We start from the raw sequence: 18,287 nt of genomic DNA on the forward strand, positions 1-18,287 counted from the left end.
ATTTTCTGACTGCCCTTTCTTTTGCAGCAAACATCACCAAACGAGAAATAACATGAAAAGTTTAAAAAAAGAGTTATCACCTGAACAAACCAGAGAACTACTCAGCGTATTGAAGACCCGATTCGAGAAAAATATCAACCGTCACAAAGGTCTTGAATGGGCCAAGATCCAGGAAAAACTGGAAGCGAATCCCGAAAAACTTTGGTCACTTGATGAAATGGAAATCAGTGGCGGAGAACCCGATGTTGTCGATTTTGATAAAAAGACGGGCGAATATATTTTTTATGATTGCTCAGCAGAAAGTCCGAAAGGCCGCAGAAGTATCTGTTACGACCACGAAGCGCTGGAATCAAGGAAGGAACATAAACCGGCAAATAGTGCTATCGAGATGGCAGCCGATATGGGCATTAACATTTTAACGGAAGACGAATACCGGCATTTACAGCAACTCGGAAATTTTGATACAAAAACGTCGAGCTGGGTAAAAACACCCGCCGAAATCCGAAAATTTGGTGGCGCTACCTTTTGTGACCGTCGCTACAACCACGTATTTCTGTATCACAACGGCGCTGACTCTTACTACGCTGCCAGAGGATTCCGTGGCTCGCTAAAAGTTTAAAACATAATCTTTCCTCCCCTGCACTCTCTCACAACGCACGTTGTGAGAAGATTCATCCTGCACCAGTTTTCACCAATTTCATATTACACAAAGCACTTGCTTACAATATTTTAACTGCAAAAATATTTTCCTGCAACCATACTTTTGAAAAATTAATTTTTCAAAATACTTTGAAATTATAAAAGTAAAACAATACATTTGAGGTGTACTATTACACTAGAACACTAAACAAGTATTGTATGATTCACGTAGACTCGGTGTCATTCGGATATAACCCTAAAAAGTTGCTGTTCGAAAACCTGTCTGTAAAACTCCATCCGGGCCATATCTATGGGTTGCTGGGAAAAAACGGAGCTGGAAAATCAAGTCTGCTGCGTAACATGGCAGGGTTGTTATTTCCAACGGCGGGTAAAATTGAAGTAAATGGGTATGAACCGCGGAAACGACAACCCGCTTTCCTTCAGGACTTTTTTCTGATACCCGAGGAAATATATTTACCAGCCGTGACTGTCGAAAAATACATTGCCACGCTCGCACCATTTTATCCCAAATTTAATGAAGCGCAGTTTCGTGGTTATTTGCAGGAATTTGAAATTCCGGAAGGCAACATGATCACAGATTTGTCGTACGGGCAAAAAAAGAAAATTCTGATCGGATTCGGACTGGCGACCAACACAAAATATCTGATCATGGATGAACCCACCAATGGTCTGGATATCCCTTGCAAGGCCCAGTTCAGAAAACTGGTGTCCGCAGCGCTGGATGCTCACCGGGTTATTCTGATTTCCACACATCAGGTCCGCGACCTGGACAATCTGATCGATTCCATTATTATTCTGGAAGACAGCAAAATTTTACTGCATCACAGCCTTGATACGATCAGTGAAAAACTGCGGTTTGCTACCCTTGTTACTACTGAGGACGACAGCCGGGTCGTATACTCCGAACCTTCGCTGAAAGGTTATACGGTGGTTATGGAAAACTGGGAGCAGGAGGACAGCCGGGTCGACCTGGAACGCCTGTTTAATGCGGTGATGAATAATCCCGGCAGGATCCGGAAAATTTTTCATGAGCCATGAGAATACTGGTGCAAATACTGCTGGTGCTTGGATTTTTTATCCTGAAAATCCTGCCGAAAATATCTCCGTTTTTAAACATTAAAACTTTTTTATATGAATCAGGTCTTTAATTTTCACAGGTTCGGGCTGTTACTGAAACTGGATCTGGCAGAAAACGGGAAGAAGGCACTGCTCTCTCTGGCCGTCATTCTCGGACTTATGTTTCTGCTCATGAATCCCTTTATCGATTTCAGAAAAGTAGGTTTTTCGCCCATTTTTTTACATATCCTTGCCTATTGCGTCGCGCTGTTTTGCGGAAGCCTGTTTACGATTCTGGCATTTGAGAAATACGCCACACCTACAACAGGGATCGCCACGATACTTATTCCCGCTTCGCAAACCGAGAAATACATTACGGCTTTTATATCAAGTATACTGTTCATGAGCGTACTGCTCTGCGCGTTCTTTGCCATGCACTACCAGTTTGCAGAAATCCTGATCAGGAACTATCCACTGGAAAGAATTAATCCGCTACCGCCAGAAATTATGATTGCCTTTTCTTACATATTTTACCTTGTTCATGGCGTATCGTTTCTGGGCTCTATTTATTTCCCGAAAGCTACTTACATTAAAACTGCTTCTGTATTTTTCGCCTTTCTGGTTATCTGCTTTTCTGTAAACTGGATCATGGTTCATCAGATGGTTGAGGCAGGGACTATCGTTCAAGGCCCTCCCTTTGCAAAATGGAATGTATTTAGAAACGGAACATATATTCAGGTAGAATACAGCAAAACAACGTTTCTGGCCATCAAAACTTTCTTTGTTCTGTTTGTATTGGCGCTGTGGCAGGTCGCTTACGTCAGGCTGAAAGAAAAAGAAATTTAACTCATCAGACTTCATGGAATTTAAAGATAAACAATCCATTTACCTTCAGATCGCCGATTATATCTGCGAACAGCTGCTGCTTGGCAAATGGCCGCCGGGAGAGAGAATTCCCTCCGTGCGCGACCTGGCAAGCACCCTGGAAGTAAATCCCAATACGGTTATGCGTACGTATGAGTACCTTCAGGGCAACAATATCATTTACAACAAACGTGGTGTGGGTTATTTCACGGACGAGCAGACTAATACGCGTATCCTCGAGTCCCGAAAAGAGCGTTTTCTGGAAAGTGAGCTTCCCGAGTTTTTCCGCACGCTTTACCTGCTGAATATCAGCATTGAAGAATTACAGAAACGGTATAAAACATTCATCGAAAAAGCTCATCCTGCAACACTTTAATTTGAACGAACATGAAAACAAGCAATAAACTGATCGTTGCGCTGATTCTCGTTAGCCTGATCGCGATGCTGGGGACGAATCTGGAAATAAAGGCGGAGTATAATAAAATTAAACCGGATGATCTATTCTATGGATATGAAACTAAACCTGTCAAATCATTCAAAACAGTTGTTCTGATTGGCAATGACCATGGTTTTGTAGAAATCCAACCCGGTAAAAGTAATCAGGTGCGGATTAACAAGGATTACTCAGACCGGGTAAAACATACTATTTCCGGAGACACACTAAAAATAAGTTATCTGGAAAAAGAACGGAATAAATATCCGGCACCAGATCTTGTCTGGGCACGCTGGCCGGTTGTTTACATTGAAGCTCAACAACTTACTTCTGTTTCCATTAACGACATTCCATGCAAAATTAAAGGCTGGCATTCGGATTATTTAGACTTATCGTCAAACAGCAGTTTTACACTTCTGGATGGCAATTCCATCAAAAACGTCAGCGCATTGTATCAACAGGGCAGCGGATTGCAGATTAACAAGAGTAATACTCTGGGAAATACAGTTATTAAAATCAGGGACAGCAGCTCGTTAACCATCCAACAGGACGTTTTCACCTCCCTTGATCTTGATGTTGCGACGACTGCAAAAGCTAATTTGTCCGGGGATCTTCTCAAAAAGTTGATAAAGAACTAAAACAAAAATCGATTAGCCATGAAAAGAAAACGGACGCAGATCATTTTGCGTCCGTTTTCTTTTTCCGGTAAATCCAATCTAGTGAATATTGTATTCATCCAGTTTACGATAAAGCGTGGCAATGCCGATTTCCAGTAACCGGGCCGTTTCTGCTTTATTACCCCTGGTGTAATTCAGTACTTTCTGGATATGCAGTTTTTCAATACTTTCCATAGAAAAAGCAGAAAGCTGCCCACCTTTTTCAGCAGGTTCCGACTGTTGTATTTCAAAAGGAAGACTCTCAATATCCAGCTGATCATCACTCAAAATCACGGCGCGTTCGATGACGTTTTTTAGCTCGCGGATATTTCCTACCCATTTGTAGGTTTCAAGTTTTTTCAAAAATTCATCCGAATAAGTCAGTGTTTTCTTATTCATTTTTACCGAGAACTGTTCTACAAAAAAACGGACAAGCGGTTCAATATCCCTGACTCTTTCTCTTAAAGGCGGAAGCTGTATCTGAAAAACATTCAACCGGAAATACAGATCCGACCGAAACCGTTTTTCCTCGCTTTCCACTTTTAAATCCCGGTTGGTCGCAGCAATAAGCCTGAAATCGGATTTACTGAGTTTGGTATCGCCAAGTTTGATAAACTCGTTTGTTTCCAGCACGCGCAGCAATTTGGCCTGCAATTCTAAGGGCATTTCACCGATTTCATCTAAAAACAACGTTCCGTTATTTGCCTCCTCAATAAGCCCTTTCTTATCTTTGTTTGCACCCGTAAAGGCACCTTGTTTGTACCCAAATAATTCGCTTTCCAGAATATCTTTTCCGAAAGCACTGCAATTTAACGCCACAAAATTCTTTCCCGCACGGTGACTTGCCTGATGAATTCCCTGTGCAAAAACTTCTTTTCCAGTCCCGGTTTCTCCCGTCAATAAAACATTCGTATCATTTGGAGCGACTTTCCGTGCCAGATCAATAGCCTGCTGAATGCTCTTTGATTTTCCAATAATCGACTGAAAGGAAAACTTGTCTTCCACGCGTTTTTCCAGATCCTTCACCCGTTTTTGCAGCTGCACTTTTTCAATGGCCCGATGCAGCAAAGGGATAATTTTATCGTTATCGTCACCTTTCACGATGTAATCGAAGGCGCCATTTTTCATTGCCTGTACGCCATCGGTAATGTTGCCATAAGCAGTCAACAAAATAACCTCCACCTGCGGCTTTTTTGATTTGATCCTGGAAACCATGTCCACCCCGCTTCCGTCGGGCAATTTCACGTCGCAAAGTACCACGTCAAGATCATGCTGTTCAACACTTTTCAAGCCTGATTTGCAGTCCCCGGCTTCAAGCACATCAAACCCCTCAGCCCTCAGTATCCTCGCCAGTAATGCCCGAAGTTTCTCTTCGTCATCTATAATTAATACAGTTTTCAAACTTCTAGTTGTGAGTTGGAGTAATGCTTCAAATGTAACAGGAATTGTGATACTCCTAAAACAAAAAGAAGAATACCTGTCGCCAGATATTCTTCTTTTTACATTTATATCTATGTGCCTAAGCTTTCAATAAGCTGGCAGCCGCTTCATCAATAAACCAATGAAGTTCTCCTTTCGGCTTAATCACCTGCGAAGGATACGTATCCGGTTCAAATACTCCTTCCAGGACGTGTTTCAGGGTTTCTGCCTTGCCTGCGCCCACTGCTAAAAACGCAACGGAAGCCGCGTGGTTCACAACCGGTGCAGTTAAGGTGATCCTGTACATATCCTGGGCTGGCAAAAAGAAGGAAGTTGCCCAGGCATTCTGCTCATGAACTACCGGGGTACCAGGGAATAGTGACAATGTATGCCCGTCATCACCCATACCCAATAATACAAAATCAAATGTTGTTTCTTCTCCATCGAAATACTGCTTCAATATCTTTTCATATTCAGCAGCCGATTCTTCCGGTCCGATGTCCGTACGCATGACATGGATATGCTCGGCTTTTGCACCGATTTTATTCAAAAGCTCGTCATAGGCCATTTTGGCATTGTTCCGCGAATCCTCGTATGGAACAGCTCTTTCATCGCCCCAGAAAAAATGCAGTTTTTCCCAGGGAATACTTTCGCTGTAAGGAGACTCGGCGAGCAATGTATATAATTGCTTTGGTGTGCTCCCGCCGGAAAGTACAAAAGTAAACCGATCCTTTTTTGTTAAAACGTCCTGAATATACTTGTTGAGCCATTCAGCCAGTTCTAAACTTAGTGCTTTGGCATCTTTTGCTATGTGCAGTTGTCCCATTAATTTCAAATTTTAAGCTGATGGCAAATTAACCCAGGCATGTCCGTCACGTGCGATAAGCGCGTCTGCGTCTTCCGGCCCCCATGAATCGGGTGCGTAATTCGGGAAGTCCACAGGCTTACGTTTCTCCCAAGTTTCAAGGATCGGCATGATCACTTTCCAGGCTGCTTCAACCTGATCGCCACGCATGAAAAGTGTGGCATCACCTTCCATCACATCTAAAAGCAGCGTTTCGTAAGCTTCCGGTGCATGTTCGCCATTGGCGGCGTCATAGCTGAAAGTCATATCCACAGGATCCAGCGTCATGGTCTGACCTGGGCGTTTTACCTGGAAACGGATGCTGATATCCATTTCCGGCTGAATGCTGATGGTAAGCTTGTTGGACCTCCATGTATCCGCAGACTCCGTTGGAAACGCATTATGCGGCGCAGATTTAAACTGCAAAGTAATATGGGTTGCTTTCTGGTTCAGGTATTTTCCGGTACGTACATAGATCGGAACGCCTTGCCAGCGCCAGTTATCAATATAGAATTTCGCAGCGGCAAAAGTATCAATCGCCGATTCAGGATTAACTCCTTTTTCTTCACGATATCCAACAACCTCTGTACCTTTTTTCCAGCCTTTCGAATACTGACCACGCACGGCGTATTCATGTACTTTATCCGGCGTAATGCGACGGATCGCGTTCAGTACATCAACCTTTTTATTTCTGATCTCGTTGGCGTCAAAAGAAACCGGAGCTTCCATGGCCACCATACAAAGTATTTGTAAAATATGGTTTTGAACCATATCACGCAAAGCACCAGAATTTTCAAAGTAGCCTCCGCGACCCTCCAAACCAACGCTTTCCGCAGCGGTGATCTGAATATGTTCAATGTAGTTACGGTTCCAGATCGGTTCAAACAATGCATTTGCAAAACGCAAAGCAAGGATATTCTGTACCGTTTCTTTACCCAGGTAGTGGTCAATACGGAAAATCTGCTCTTCGGTAAACATGCTTGAAAGCAACGCATTTAGCTCATGTGCACTTTTCAGGTCATGACCAAAGGGCTTTTCAACCACAATCCTCGTGCAGCGCGTATCGGTGCAGATGTTAAGCGCACCAAGTTTGCTCGCAATCGAAGGCACCAGCTGAGGCGCAACGGCCAGGTAAAAAATAACGTTCGGGTGCTGTCCCCACTCCTCTTCTTTTTGCTTTACAAGATCCGTGATCTTGTGATAAGCTGCCGGATCGTCCCCGTCCATCTGAAGATACGAAACATGCTGGCTAAAATCTTTCCAGTGACCATTCTGCTCCCCTTTTCTTCTCGAAAACTTGGTAATACCGTCCAGCAAATGGCCGTGATATTCTTCATTAGTATAAGCACTGCGACCGATACCTGCGATGGCAAACTGGTCGGGCATCCATTCGTCAAGGAAAAGATTATATAGCGCTGGTGTTAATTTTCTATAATTTAAATCACCACTTCCTCCAAAAATAAAGAGTATGGAAGCAGGTGGTCTTTTATTTGTTTTCATAAAAAGTTACTCTCTGTTAGTGATTCCATTCAGTATGGAAAGTCCCGGAAATGTCTGTACGCTGGTAAGTGTGAGCACCAAAGTAGTCACGCTGTGCCTGAATAAGGTTAGTAGCCATGCGCTCGCTGCGGTATGCATCGAAGTAAGCAAGTGACGACATCAGCGATGCCGCAGGAATACCGCTAAGCGCAGCCTGTGCCACAACCGCACGCGTATTGCCCTCAGCCGCTTTTACGATCGCCGCAACACCAGCATCCAAAAGGATATTTGGCAATTCAGGTGATTGTTTGTACGCAGTCGTGAAAGTTTCCAACAAGGTCGAACGAATGATACATCCACCACGCCATACACTTACCGCATCCGGTAAAGGAATATCCATGGCAAGTTCTTTGGATGCCTGAAACAACATCGCAAGTCCCTGCGCATAACTTAATATCGTACCAAAATACAAGGCATCATGAACCTGCTTAATCCATTCGTCCGTAGAAACCGTGATGGCAGCACCAGCCTCAGCATAAATGGCAGAAGCTTTTACTCTTTCATCTTTGTAACCGGAAACGGTACGCATTGCCACGGCACTGTCTATCACAGGCACGGCAACCGGCAATTCCATGGAATCCTGAGAAGTCCACTTACCTGTTCCTTTTGAACCCGCTTTATCAGAGATTACGTCCAACAAACGCGCACTGGTTTTGTCATCATTCTGCAAGAAAATATCCGCTGTGATTTCAACCAGAAAAGACTGCAATGCACCTTCATTCCATGTTTTGAAAGTTTCATGAAGCTGATCATTGTTCAACCCCGCGTGTTTCAGCAAAGTGTAAGCCTCGCTGATAAGCTGCATAATGGCATACTCAATACCATTGTGAACCATTTTAACATAATGTCCTGCACCTTCTTTTCCAAGATAGGCCACGCAAGGTTCTCCGTTTACTTTGGCAGAAATGGCTTCAAGCAAAGGTTTCACGTGTGCATATGCTTCCAGATCCCCACCTGGCATAATGCTTGGACCCGTGCGTGCGCCTTGCTCACCGCCAGAAACACCAACACCCATGAAATGGATTTCTTTGTCGCGCAGATATTTTACGCGGCGCAAAGTGTCGGTGTAATGTGAATTTCCCCCGTCGATGATCACGTCACCTTTTTCTACCAAAGGCAACAATGATTCGATCACGTCGTCAACCGGCTTTCCGGCTGGAACCAACATCATCAGTTTACGCGGGCGTTGTAATTGCTGCACCATGTGTGCAAGATCCGGAACTCCTTTCACGGTTGTTCCTGCCGTTGCCGCAGCTTCAAGCGCAGCAGTTTTGGTTTCGTCTTTATCAAAACCAATAACAGAAAACCCGTGATCGGCGGTGTTAAGCAATAGGTTTCTCCCCATTACTCCCAACCCAATCATTCCAAAATCGAAGAGGTTACTTGACATAAATTAACGGTCTATTGAAACATGAAGCCGTAAAAATAGGCTTTTTTCACACTGGTTTTACGATTTGCAAGCCGCTTTGGTTCACAATGTGAAAAAATCGTTTATTTTAAAAAGACCTTCGTCATAAAAACAGCGGAGATATTCATTAAAATTAAATCAGCAATGTATTGATTTAGATCATTTTGACAAATATGTTAATTTGAGTTACAGGAATGTGAACCGTTTTTAGAGTCAGCTAAAAATGATTAGCAAATTTGTTGACTGGTCAGGGTCGAGGTGGCGGGTATGTCACCCTTTCAGGGTTGGGCACTTACTAGTTTTAGCCATTTTCTACAATAATTTCATCCCTCCGGGATTGTTATCGCGTAGAAGAAAGATCGATGATTACGAAACCAAATCCCAAGAGAAGAAAGATATTGCAGAAAAGTTTCGAACGTTCCGAAAACCAAAGCCCCGTAGGCATGGCAGATATTATAGAAAAAAGAGCGAAAGTCCAGAAAAACAAAATCGCGTAAGGATGACCGATATTGTAGAAAAAAGTATCGAACGTCCAGAGAAACAAATTCCGCAGGAATGACCGATATTATAGAAAAAAAGCAAACATTCAGAAAAACAAATCCCGTAGGGACGACTGATATTGTAGAAAAAAATATCGAAAGTCCAGAAAAACAAATCCCGCAGGGATGACCGATGTTGTAGAAAAAAGAACGAACGTCCAGAAAAACAAATCCCGCAGGGATGACCGATATTGTAGAAAAAAGAGCGGAAGCTAGGTCTCCCCTGACTTCCGCTCTTCTAATAGCTAAACAAAGAGACTATTTCTCTTTCAAAAATTCTTTCTGTTTCAAAATTCTTTCAAACACTTTCACATCGTGGTCCGAGGTAAAAATTGAAAATGGAAGATGCACAAATTGCCCTCTTGAAATAATCAAAATATACGAATCCTCTTCTTTATATACATCCTGAATTTGTTCCCACTTCATGATGCTGCCTTCTTTGGCATTCATTTTCATCAAAATCTGACGGCTGTCAATCTCATATGAAAACTTCTCAAACATCGGCTTATACTGTTCCAGCTGCGTAATTCCTGTAAACTGGATTACCCAGAAAAGAAGGTAGAGAATAACCCCCACCAAAATAACAACGTAAATCCAGATATTAGGATAAACGCCCGTAAGGCTTATTGCTGCATTAATGATAATCAATAGCAAAGGAATCGCTGCCCATTTAATCTGCGACTTAAAAAAATGCCGCATGGCAATGGAAATGTATTTTTTTGTTGGCAACGCATACCTCTTCGTACGAACCGCTGCCGGATTCGTAGGCATTTGATAAACAGGCTGGTGTTTGTTCACCGATACTTTGGCCATAATTCTGTTAAAAATTAATCAATTTCTTTATTTACGATAGCCTGCTGAACGGATCAGTAATTCAGCAGATATTAAATGAACCACAAAGTTAGAAAAAAGGAGTCGACTTACGAGAAAGCGGCTAAAATAAAAGTGCTTGCAGCGGTTAGCTTCCGCTGAGCAGCTTTCAGATCGGCTCTGTAATGAATAAAAAGCGAAAGTTTATCCACTGATAATTGAAAAATTTGCGTTCTTTAAGATATTAAAGTCCTTGGAGCCTAAAACCGACTGCCGATTGCCAAAAGCCAACGGCGTAAATAAACGTTCAACCTAAATGAGTTTTCTTTTTCCGTCATTCTTGTGGGGTTTGCTGGCCATATCGGTTCCGATAGCCATACATATATTCAATTTCCGTCGTACCAAACGTGTTTTCTTTACCAACGTCGCTTTTCTGAAAGCGGTAGAGACGCAAACCCGCTCGATTCGCAAAATCAAACACTGGCTGGTTATGGCTGCGCGTATCCTGGCTATCGCCTGCCTGGTTTTCGCTTTTTCTCAACCCTTTTTACCCGGAAAAAGCGATGCATCGGTTAACAGGAAGGGCATTACGAGCCTTTATCTGGACAATTCGTTTAGCATGCAAAACGAATCGAATAATAAAAGATATCTGGATATTGCCACCAATCGCCTGAACGAATTGCTGGGACTTTTCAAGAATGCGACTTCCTTGCAACTGGTTACCAATGATTTTTCAGCGCAGGAACAAGGACTTTATCCCGCAGAAAAAATTCGTGACCGTTTTACCACAATCGGACTCTCGCATACACCACGTACGTTGGAACAGGTTTATAAACGTCAGGAAAATCTGGTTTCTAAATACCAGAACGGCGGTAAAAATCAATTCTTCTGGTTTTCTGATTTTCAAAAGAGTACGACGGGAGATCTTTCCAAATTAAAGACAGATTCCCTTAACCAGCTTTTTCTGGTGCCCGTGCAGGCGGTTGCCGAAAAGAATGTATTTGTAGATTCCGTCTGGCTGAACACGCCTTTTATCCGCGAATTACAGAACAATATTCTTTTTGTGAAGGTCAGCAATTCGGGGAGCGAAGATGCTAAAAAAGTGGTGCTGAAATTGAGCCTGGATAATACACAGTCGTCCACTGCTTCTGTGAATGTGCCGGCAAACGGAAGTGCTATCGCCAAATTTAATTTTAACCTCAAAGGCAAGGGTTATAAACAGGGCAAAATCACTTTCGACGATTTCCCCGTCACCTTCGACAACGACTACTATTTCGTATTAAACGCGTCTCCGCTGATCCGTATTCTTCATATTTACGGACAAAAATATGCTGATAATTACATTGACAATGTTTATGCCAATGATAGCTTGTTTGCCCTGCAAAGTTACGCCGCACAGAATGTAGATCCCGGCCTGATAAAAAATTCAGACATGGTTTTGCTCGAAGGCGTCGAGCAGCCGTCGGGTACACTGGCTGCCGAAATTCAGGATTTTGTAAAAAAAGGAGGAACTCTTACCATTGTCCCCCCCGCAGTACCCAATGCCGGCAGTTATACCTCGCTGGTACAAAATCTGGGAGTTAATGGCCTGAATACAGAAAAATCCACCAACCGGGAGATGATCGCGATTGCCGCACCGGACAGAAACAATCCGTTTTTCAGTGATGTTTTTGAAGAATCCATCCGTCAGGAAATAAACCTGAATTTACCGGAAGCCTCCCCAGCCTGGAATTGGAGCAGCGCCGGCCAGATTCTGCTTTCGCTTCGTAGCGGACAACCTTATCTGAGCCAGATTTCCTCCGGAAAGGGCAAGATCTATTTGTTTGCAGCACCCTTTATTCCCGAATTCGGGTCCATGGCGCAGCACGCGATCTTTGTTCCGATTATGTATAAAATGGCTGCTTTGAGTGTCAGAGCGCAACGGACCGCTTTTACATTTGACGAAAACCCCATTGCTTTAACTGTCAATAACGAGAGCCAGAACAGTGTTTACAAACTTCGCCGGAACAAGGCTGAGGTGATTCCGGTTCAAAAAATCGTGGGTAACCAGCTATTGCTTGAAATTCCTCAGGGCGACCAAACCGGCAATGGCCTGGATGCAGGTTATTTTGAACTGATTAAAGACAATAAGGTTGAACAGCTGCTGGCGCTTAACCACAACAACGGAGAATCGAAACTTGATTATTACACGCCGGCTGAGCTCAGGAATATTTTTTCCGGACAAAAAAATGTCCAGATTTTTGACAAGATCGAAGATGACGCCTTTGCGCGAGAATTTCAGCAGCAGAACCTCGGAACCAGTCTTTGGAAGTATTTTCTTTACGCAGCACTTTTCTTTTTACTGGTAGAAATCGCATTAATCCGATTCATGAAATAGCACAAAATAAGGTAAGTGCCTTATCTTATCGTGATTATTGGCGGAAACAGTTTTAAGTTCGCAGTTTTTCCACCAATTTTGCAGAAATACAATCAAACGAATAAATGCTTTCATCCCGAATAGGTATTCTTGGCGGTGGTCAGTTAGGACTTATGCTTCTGCAAGCCGCCATAGACTGGAACCTTGATATTCACATTTTAGACCCCGACGCAGAAGCGCCCTGCCGTAAAATTGCCCCAAAATTCACCCAAGGTTCCTTACAGGATTACGATACTGTTTACCAGTTTGGAAAGGACCTGGATGTGATTACCATTGAAATTGAGAAGGTAAATGTAGAGGCACTCGAAGCGCTGGAAAAAGAAGGAAAGAAAATTTATCCTCAGCCTTCTGTGATCCGGAAAATACAGGACAAAAGAATCCAGAAACAGTTTTACGTAGAAAAAGGACTTCCTACGGCCGCATTCGTCCTGACAGAAAACCGTGAAGACGTACGCAATTTTGTTGATTTCCTGCCCGCTTTTCATAAACTTGGTCGCGACGGATACGATGGTCGCGGTGTACAACGCGTGACCTCCGAGGCTGATATCGAAAAAGCTTTTGACCAGCCGGGCTTGCTTGAAAAAGCAGTTCCTTTTGAAAAAGAACTTGCCGTTATCGTTGCCCGTAATCCATCGGGACAAATCATGTGTTTCCCAACCGTGGAAATGGTTTTCCATCCTGAACTTAATCTGGTTGAATATCTTTTTGCACCGGCTGAAATTACCTCTGAAATCGATCAGAAAGCCCAGGAAATCGCTAGAAAAACGGCTGAATCTTTCGGGATCGTAGGTTTACTGGCCGTCGAATTGTTTTTGACTGCCGACGGCGAAGTGCTGATCAATGAAGTAGCGCCCCGTCCACACAACAGCGGCCATCACACGATCCGCGCCAATGCCACCTCACAATACGAACAACACTGGAGAGCTATTCTGGATTTGCCTTTGGGCAGCACAGAAATCTATGCGCCTTCGGCCATGGTAAATTTGTTAGGCGAAGATGGTTATGAGGGCCCGGCGGTGTATGAGGGAATGGAAAAATTACTTGCTACGGAGCAGGTATTCCCGTTTTTATACTGGAAAGCAATCACGAAACCTTTCCGTAAAATGGGGCACATCACGATCATGGATCACAGCATCGCGTCTCTGAAACAGAAGGTGGATTTCGTCAAGAAAAATATAAGAGTAATAAGCGGAGAGCCGCAGAAAAAATAATCCCGGCTGACGTCGGATTTAAATAAAAAAGAATAAAAAATGGTAGGAATAATCATGGGAAGCCTGTCGGACCGGAAGGTAATGCAGGAAGCAGCGGACGCACTAAATGAGCTTGGAATAACGTTTGAAATGGAGATTGTGTCAGCGCACCGCACACCTGAGCGTATGCTCGAATATGCAGCGACGGCGAGAAAAAGAGGGTTGCAGGTTATCATTGCAGGAGCAGGCGGAGCGGCGCACTTGCCGGGTATGGTGGCATCACTTACGTCACTACCGGTGATTGGTGTTCCGGTACTTTCAAGCAATTCCATTGACGGCTGGGATTCGGTACTTTCCATTCTGCAAATGCCATCAGGCGTACCCGTTGCGACGGTAGCGTTGAACGGCGCGAGAAACGCGGGTATCCTTGCCGCTCAGATTATCGGAGCCAGCGATGCAGCAGTTGCCAACCGACTGGATATCTTTAAGGAAGGATTGAAAGACAAGGTGGCGACGATGAATAAGGAATTAAAAAATGAAGTTGTAAAATAGTACCGGTTTATTATTTTCGTATTAAAGTGTAATCACTCATTTAATTGAATCATCATCAGCTATGGAAGACGAGAGCCCGAAGAAAAGAAATATACGTCCGACAGAAAAATCAAACTTGCCGGTAATTACCTTATTCGTGTTAGTTCTTTTGGTCTTGGCAATGCTTTATGTGGGATATGAATATATTTCAGATGGTTCATCAAATGCTGAGGAACTGACTTCCTCCGTAGTGGATACTACCGAAGATAAGTCTGTTACGGAAACCACGACAGAAGATAACGCAGCCGCAGAGGAAGATATCGTAAAGGAAACTCCGAAACCGGCCGAAAAGAAAGAAGAGAAGAAGGAGAAAAAAGAGGAACCGAAAAAGGAAGAGTCTAAAAAAGAGGAACCGAAAAAGACAGAAGATCCGAAAGTCGTTGCGTCCAGAGTTGGCGGCAGAGAGATTACGCGGACCGTAAAAAGCGGTGAAACTTTTTCTTCACTTGCCAGTCGCTATAACCTTACTACGGAAACTTTGAAAGGTTTAAATCCATCTATTACGGAATTAAAATCCGGTGATAAACTTAAAATTCGCGTAAAGGCTGTTCATACCGTAGGACCCGGTGATATTTTAAAAGTAGTTTCCGGAAAATATGATGTGAGCAAAGAAGCCATCATGAAGGCGAACGGGAAAACAAAAGATATGGCAAGCCGTGGCGAAGAACTGGTTATCCCTTTTCCTACCAGGCGTTGATTTTATCTTTTGCTATGCGCATTGGAAATACAAAAATGTAATTTCACAGATCGCAAATCACTGCAATTAGAAACTACTAAACCGAAAAGCCGGCAGGATTGTGATCCCGCCGGCTTTTTTCATGGTGAATAAACATCTCAATTTAAAAACTTCCAGGACCACCCGGACCTCTGTCTCCGCCTCTGCCACCTCCGCCAGGGAAACCTCCGCCCATTCCGTCAAAGCCTTCACGACGTCTGTCTGAATTCTCGCGGGATGGCATTTTACCGAAATTTCTGAGTGTATAAGTAAAGGTCAGCATTGCATACTGGGTCAAAACACGGCTGGTTACGTCCTGCACATACGTTTCCGTTACGTTACGGGCGATGCTGTTGTTTTGTTTCAGGATATCAAAAACAGTCAGTTTAAGCTCTCCGGCATTGTTTTTCAGGAATTTCTTGCCAACACTCGCATTCCAGAGGGTAAAGTTCTGGTTATAACCCGCTCCCAAACCTCGGTACGACTGGTTGTTGATATCAGATGAAATCACAAATCCTTTTCCAAAAATCCAGTTTACACGTGCCGTGATTGAACTGGTGTAATAATTGTTGTTCAATGTTGGCTGAATCGAGTTACGAACCACATTATAATTACCCGAATACGAAGCAGTAAAATCAAGATTTTCGCTTACGTTGCTGCTCAAAACCAAACCCTGGCTGTATGCATAGGTATTGGAGAAGTTCGAAACATTGTTGATCATCCCCGGAGAACGGACATAGTTGAAACCGGAGGTTAAGTTTACGTTCAGTTTTATTTTTGAAACCGGCTTGCCATAAGTAATCAGCGTACGGGCGTTCCAGCTTCCATCCACGTTGATCGGCGCGGTCAGCTTTGCTCCTTTTTCAAGCACGATGCCATTAGGCAAGGTAGTTGGTTCCTGTGCTATGAAAGTCGAGTTAACGATTGCGTTGTTCGTCTGCGTCAGGAAAACCATCGCATTAAAGCTGAACGGTCTGTTGGCTCCCGCAAGCGAGTAACGCATGTTCAGCGCGTTTCTGTATTCCTGTTTCAGATCGGGATTTCCGGCTGTTAAGGAAAGTGGGTTACTGTTATCCACTACATTTTGTAACTGGGAAATGGATGGCTGATTAGTCGAGCTACGGAAAAAAGTACGGAACTGGGTTCCCGATTTTGAGCGATAAGTCAGCATCAGGTTTGGTAAAAAATTAGTAAATGTCTGATCGACCTTAGCTTTTACCGGCGACAATTGTTCGCTGTACAAGTTCGTGTTCTGAAAATCAACACCCAGGTTTGCTGACCAGTTATTCTTGCGGTAGCGATAACCCAGCCCGGCGCGATTGGTGGTATAACGGTTATCAAAACTGTTTGACAACAAAGTATCAATCTGTGTGTACTCACTGGCATCCGGACGAATGTTATTAAACGTCTCTTTATCGGAATTACTGTTGCTTACCGTCAGGCCGTAGTTAAACTGCAACTGGCCGGTGCTGCTCAAAGGCTCGGTATAAACCAGGTTTCCGCCTAAAACAACGGCATTGGAAGCGGTGTAACTACGCTGATCTATCGTGTCGCCAGGCAATTCCAGGTTCGTGAAATATCGGTTCTTCGAATATAAATTTCCACTCCCGGTTTTGTCGTTGATCTGCGTGTTGAAATTTAAAGAAACCGTACGCCCTTTTTTATCAAATGAATGACGGAACAAAATGTCGTTGTTCAGATTATAACCATTGCTCTTGCTGGATTTGTCGATATCCGTGCTGTTAAGTGCGGTACCGTCGCCCAAATTCGTTAAACCGTTTTTCAGCGTTCCCGACTGATTATTCTGGAAGCTTAACCGCGGTGTAAAAATCAACATGTTCTTTTTGTCGATCGTATATTCCACTCTGAAATTCAGGCGGTGATTCAGGTTTGTACTTCCGGAGCTGTTTGTCTCCTTATACAGCTGCTTTCCATAATAGTCCTCATTGGTTGTCTGGTAGTTGTTATTGCTCGTTCTGTTGAAGAAATAACTTCCCGTAACATCCACCTTTTCTCCAAATTTGTTGGCATAATTCAGACCGAAGGAGTTTGTGCCTGTTAAGCCGCTTTGTTGCCCGACCAGAAAATTACCTGCCGAACCTCCGCCCCCGCCTCTTCCGCTATTGCCGCCACCGGATACTCCTAAAAGATCCTGGCTTGAAAAATTTTGCTGGTTGATATTATTGGAAAGGCCGATAATGGAAATACGTTGATTTTTGTTAAAAAAGCTGACATTACCGCCCGACTGATAACGATCGTCCAGGCCATAACCTGCGAATACTTTCCCAAACTGTCCAACGCGTCGGTTTGTTTTGGTAACGATATTGATCGTTTTTTGTCCACTGCCATCATCAAAACCTGTGAATTGTGCCTGGTCGCTTAATTTGTCAAAAACTTCAATTTTATCAACAATTTCAGCTGGCAGCGATTTTAGGGTAAGTGCTGCATCATCTCCGAAAAATGGTTTTCCATCGACCAAAACTTTATTAACCGTTTCACCGTGTGCAGTTACCGTTCCGTTGGTCACAGTAATACCCGGCATTTTTTGAATCAGATCCTCGGTTGTTGCATCTGGATTTGTTTTAAACGCGGCAGCATTAAATTGTGTGGTATCACCTTTTTGCTCCGTCGGCGTCACAGCTCCCACCACCTTTACTTCCTTTAAATTGGAGACGGCTTCCGATAGAAGAAACGTTCCGGCATTTTGGACATCGTCCGTTACACGGAGTGTTCTTTCGGAATCTTTATAACTCAAATAGGAAATTTTCACCCGATAGGTGTCTTTACTGATTCCCGAAATGGCAAATTTTCCGTTTCCGTCTGTGGTGACATATTCCGGTTTTGCATCGGGCGTATTTTTGCTGACGGCCACATAGGCGCCGACAACGGGTGAACGGCTGATACTGTCCAAAACGGTTCCGGTGATCTGCGATTGCGCCTGAGCAAAGCCTGGCAAAGCCATGCAAATCAGCAGCAAAACGAAGGGTGTAATTTTCTTCATGGTTTCTAGTAAAGGTTTATGCAGGGTTAGAGCACCTTTAAGCATGAAGGTTTAACCAGCAGAAGAATAAATCACAATCAATCTGCAAAATGGCAATTTAGACCGATGGCCGGGAGGAATTTGCCGACGGAATTATAATGACCTTC

The 18,287-nt window shown here is 43.6% G+C and carries 15 protein-coding genes; 9 read left to right on the forward strand and 6 right to left on the reverse strand.

All coding sequences use genetic code 11. The features are described from left to right. The first annotated feature begins 52 nt into the window (after positions 1-52). From M1L62_RS00675 to M1L62_RS00695, 5 genes are all read left to right on the forward strand, one after another. Positions 53-619 carry a DUF4256 domain-containing protein gene (locus M1L62_RS00675; RefSeq protein WP_254411074.1) on the forward strand — a complete coding sequence of 189 codons (567 nt, stop codon included), beginning with the start codon at positions 53-55 and terminating at the stop codon, positions 617-619. 239 nt (positions 620-858) lie between these two features. Next, positions 859-1,698, forward strand: coding sequence for an ABC transporter ATP-binding protein (locus M1L62_RS00680; RefSeq protein WP_254411075.1), 840 nt, complete (start codon positions 859-861; stop codon positions 1,696-1,698). A gap of 93 nt (positions 1,699-1,791) precedes the next feature. Then, complete coding sequence (locus tag M1L62_RS00685) at positions 1,792-2,562, forward strand: hypothetical protein (RefSeq protein WP_254411076.1); 771 nt, start codon at positions 1,792-1,794, stop codon at positions 2,560-2,562. A 13-nt stretch (positions 2,563-2,575) separates the two neighbouring features. Further along, a complete protein-coding gene (locus tag M1L62_RS00690) occupies positions 2,576-2,956 on the forward strand; it encodes a GntR family transcriptional regulator (RefSeq protein WP_254411077.1) in 381 nt (126 codons plus the stop codon). A gap of 11 nt (positions 2,957-2,967) precedes the next feature. After that, a complete protein-coding gene (locus tag M1L62_RS00695; RefSeq protein WP_254411078.1) occupies positions 2,968-3,651 on the forward strand; it encodes a hypothetical protein in 684 nt (227 codons plus the stop codon). A gap of 78 nt (positions 3,652-3,729) precedes the next feature. Here M1L62_RS00695 and M1L62_RS00700 read toward each other — a convergent pair whose 3' ends face one another. The 5 genes from M1L62_RS00700 to M1L62_RS00720 all read right to left on the reverse strand — a co-directional run bounded on the left by M1L62_RS00700 (position 3,730) and on the right by M1L62_RS00720 (position 10,231). Next, the gene (locus M1L62_RS00700) at positions 3,730-5,070 is read right to left on the reverse strand and encodes a sigma-54-dependent transcriptional regulator (protein ID WP_254411079.1); all 1,341 of its coding nucleotides are present in this window, start codon (positions 5,068-5,070) and stop codon (positions 3,730-3,732) included. Between the two features lie 118 nt (positions 5,071-5,188). After that, entirely contained in the window at positions 5,189-5,914 is a 726-nt protein-coding gene (gene pgl, locus M1L62_RS00705) for a 6-phosphogluconolactonase (RefSeq protein ID WP_254411080.1), read from the reverse strand. Positions 5,915-5,926: 12 nt separating this feature from the next. After that, positions 5,927-7,432 carry a glucose-6-phosphate dehydrogenase gene (gene zwf / locus M1L62_RS00710; protein ID WP_254411081.1) on the reverse strand — a complete coding sequence of 502 codons (1,506 nt, stop codon included), beginning with the start codon at positions 7,430-7,432 and terminating at the stop codon, positions 5,927-5,929. Positions 7,433-7,448: 16 nt separating this feature from the next. After that, positions 7,449-8,861, reverse strand: coding sequence for an NADP-dependent phosphogluconate dehydrogenase (gene gnd / locus M1L62_RS00715; protein WP_254411082.1), 1,413 nt, complete (start codon positions 8,859-8,861; stop codon positions 7,449-7,451). A gap of 815 nt (positions 8,862-9,676) precedes the next feature. Next, positions 9,677-10,231: a YcxB family protein gene (locus M1L62_RS00720; RefSeq protein WP_254411083.1), complete on the reverse strand. Its 555-nt coding sequence runs from the start codon at positions 10,229-10,231 to the stop codon at positions 9,677-9,679. A 313-nt stretch (positions 10,232-10,544) separates the two neighbouring features. On the opposite strand from M1L62_RS00720, the gene M1L62_RS00725 reads away from it, so the two are divergent. From M1L62_RS00725 to M1L62_RS00740, 4 genes are all read left to right on the forward strand, one after another. Continuing rightward, positions 10,545-12,605 (forward strand): BatA domain-containing protein, encoded by a 2,061-nt coding sequence (locus M1L62_RS00725; protein ID WP_254411084.1) that lies wholly within the window; start codon positions 10,545-10,547, stop codon positions 12,603-12,605. A 104-nt stretch (positions 12,606-12,709) separates the two neighbouring features. Continuing rightward, complete coding sequence (gene purK, locus M1L62_RS00730) at positions 12,710-13,855, forward strand: 5-(carboxyamino)imidazole ribonucleotide synthase (protein ID WP_254411085.1); 1,146 nt, start codon at positions 12,710-12,712, stop codon at positions 13,853-13,855. Positions 13,856-13,894: 39 nt separating this feature from the next. Then, positions 13,895-14,386, forward strand: a complete 492-nt coding sequence (gene purE, locus M1L62_RS00735) for a 5-(carboxyamino)imidazole ribonucleotide mutase (protein ID WP_254411086.1) — start codon at positions 13,895-13,897, stop codon at positions 14,384-14,386. Between the two features lie 61 nt (positions 14,387-14,447). Then, entirely contained in the window at positions 14,448-15,122 is a 675-nt protein-coding gene (locus tag M1L62_RS00740; protein WP_254411087.1) for a LysM peptidoglycan-binding domain-containing protein, read from the forward strand. A gap of 142 nt (positions 15,123-15,264) precedes the next feature. Here M1L62_RS00740 and M1L62_RS00745 read toward each other — a convergent pair whose 3' ends face one another. Beyond that, on the reverse strand, positions 15,265-18,141 hold the full coding sequence (locus M1L62_RS00745) for a TonB-dependent receptor (RefSeq protein ID WP_254411088.1): 2,877 nt from the start codon (positions 18,139-18,141) through the stop codon (positions 15,265-15,267). Positions 18,142-18,287 lie beyond the last annotated feature (146 nt).

It is taken from the genome of Dyadobacter diqingensis (assembly GCF_024220585.1).
In the GTDB taxonomy this organism is placed as follows: Bacteria; Bacteroidota; Bacteroidia; order Cytophagales; family Spirosomataceae; genus Dyadobacter; species Dyadobacter diqingensis.

Bases quoted from the DNA above. Each gene is read 5' to 3' on its own strand.
- M1L62_RS00675 (WP_254411074.1), top strand. From the start codon at position 53: ATGAAAAGTTTAAAAAAAGAGTTATCACCTGAACAAACCAGAGAACTA.
- M1L62_RS00680 (WP_254411075.1), top strand. From the start codon at position 859: ATGATTCACGTAGACTCGGTGTCATTCGGATATAACCCTAAAAAGTTG.
- M1L62_RS00685 (WP_254411076.1), top strand. From the start codon at position 1,792: ATGAATCAGGTCTTTAATTTTCACAGGTTCGGGCTGTTACTGAAACTG.
- M1L62_RS00690 (WP_254411077.1), top strand. From the start codon at position 2,576: ATGGAATTTAAAGATAAACAATCCATTTACCTTCAGATCGCCGATTAT.
- M1L62_RS00695 (WP_254411078.1), top strand. From the start codon at position 2,968: ATGAAAACAAGCAATAAACTGATCGTTGCGCTGATTCTCGTTAGCCTG.
- pgl (WP_254411080.1), bottom strand. From the start codon at position 5,914: ATGGGACAACTGCACATAGCAAAAGATGCCAAAGCACTAAGTTTAGAA.
- zwf (WP_254411081.1), bottom strand. From the start codon at position 7,432: ATGAAAACAAATAAAAGACCACCTGCTTCCATACTCTTTATTTTTGGA.
- gnd (WP_254411082.1), bottom strand. From the start codon at position 8,861: ATGTCAAGTAACCTCTTCGATTTTGGAATGATTGGGTTGGGAGTAATG.
- M1L62_RS00720 (WP_254411083.1), bottom strand. From the start codon at position 10,231: ATGGCCAAAGTATCGGTGAACAAACACCAGCCTGTTTATCAAATGCCT.
- M1L62_RS00725 (WP_254411084.1), top strand. From the start codon at position 10,545: ATGAGTTTTCTTTTTCCGTCATTCTTGTGGGGTTTGCTGGCCATATCG.
- purK (WP_254411085.1), top strand. From the start codon at position 12,710: ATGCTTTCATCCCGAATAGGTATTCTTGGCGGTGGTCAGTTAGGACTT.
- purE (WP_254411086.1), top strand. From the start codon at position 13,895: ATGGTAGGAATAATCATGGGAAGCCTGTCGGACCGGAAGGTAATGCAG.
- M1L62_RS00740 (WP_254411087.1), top strand. From the start codon at position 14,448: ATGGAAGACGAGAGCCCGAAGAAAAGAAATATACGTCCGACAGAAAAA.
- M1L62_RS00745 (WP_254411088.1), bottom strand. From the start codon at position 18,141: ATGAAGAAAATTACACCCTTCGTTTTGCTGCTGATTTGCATGGCTTTG.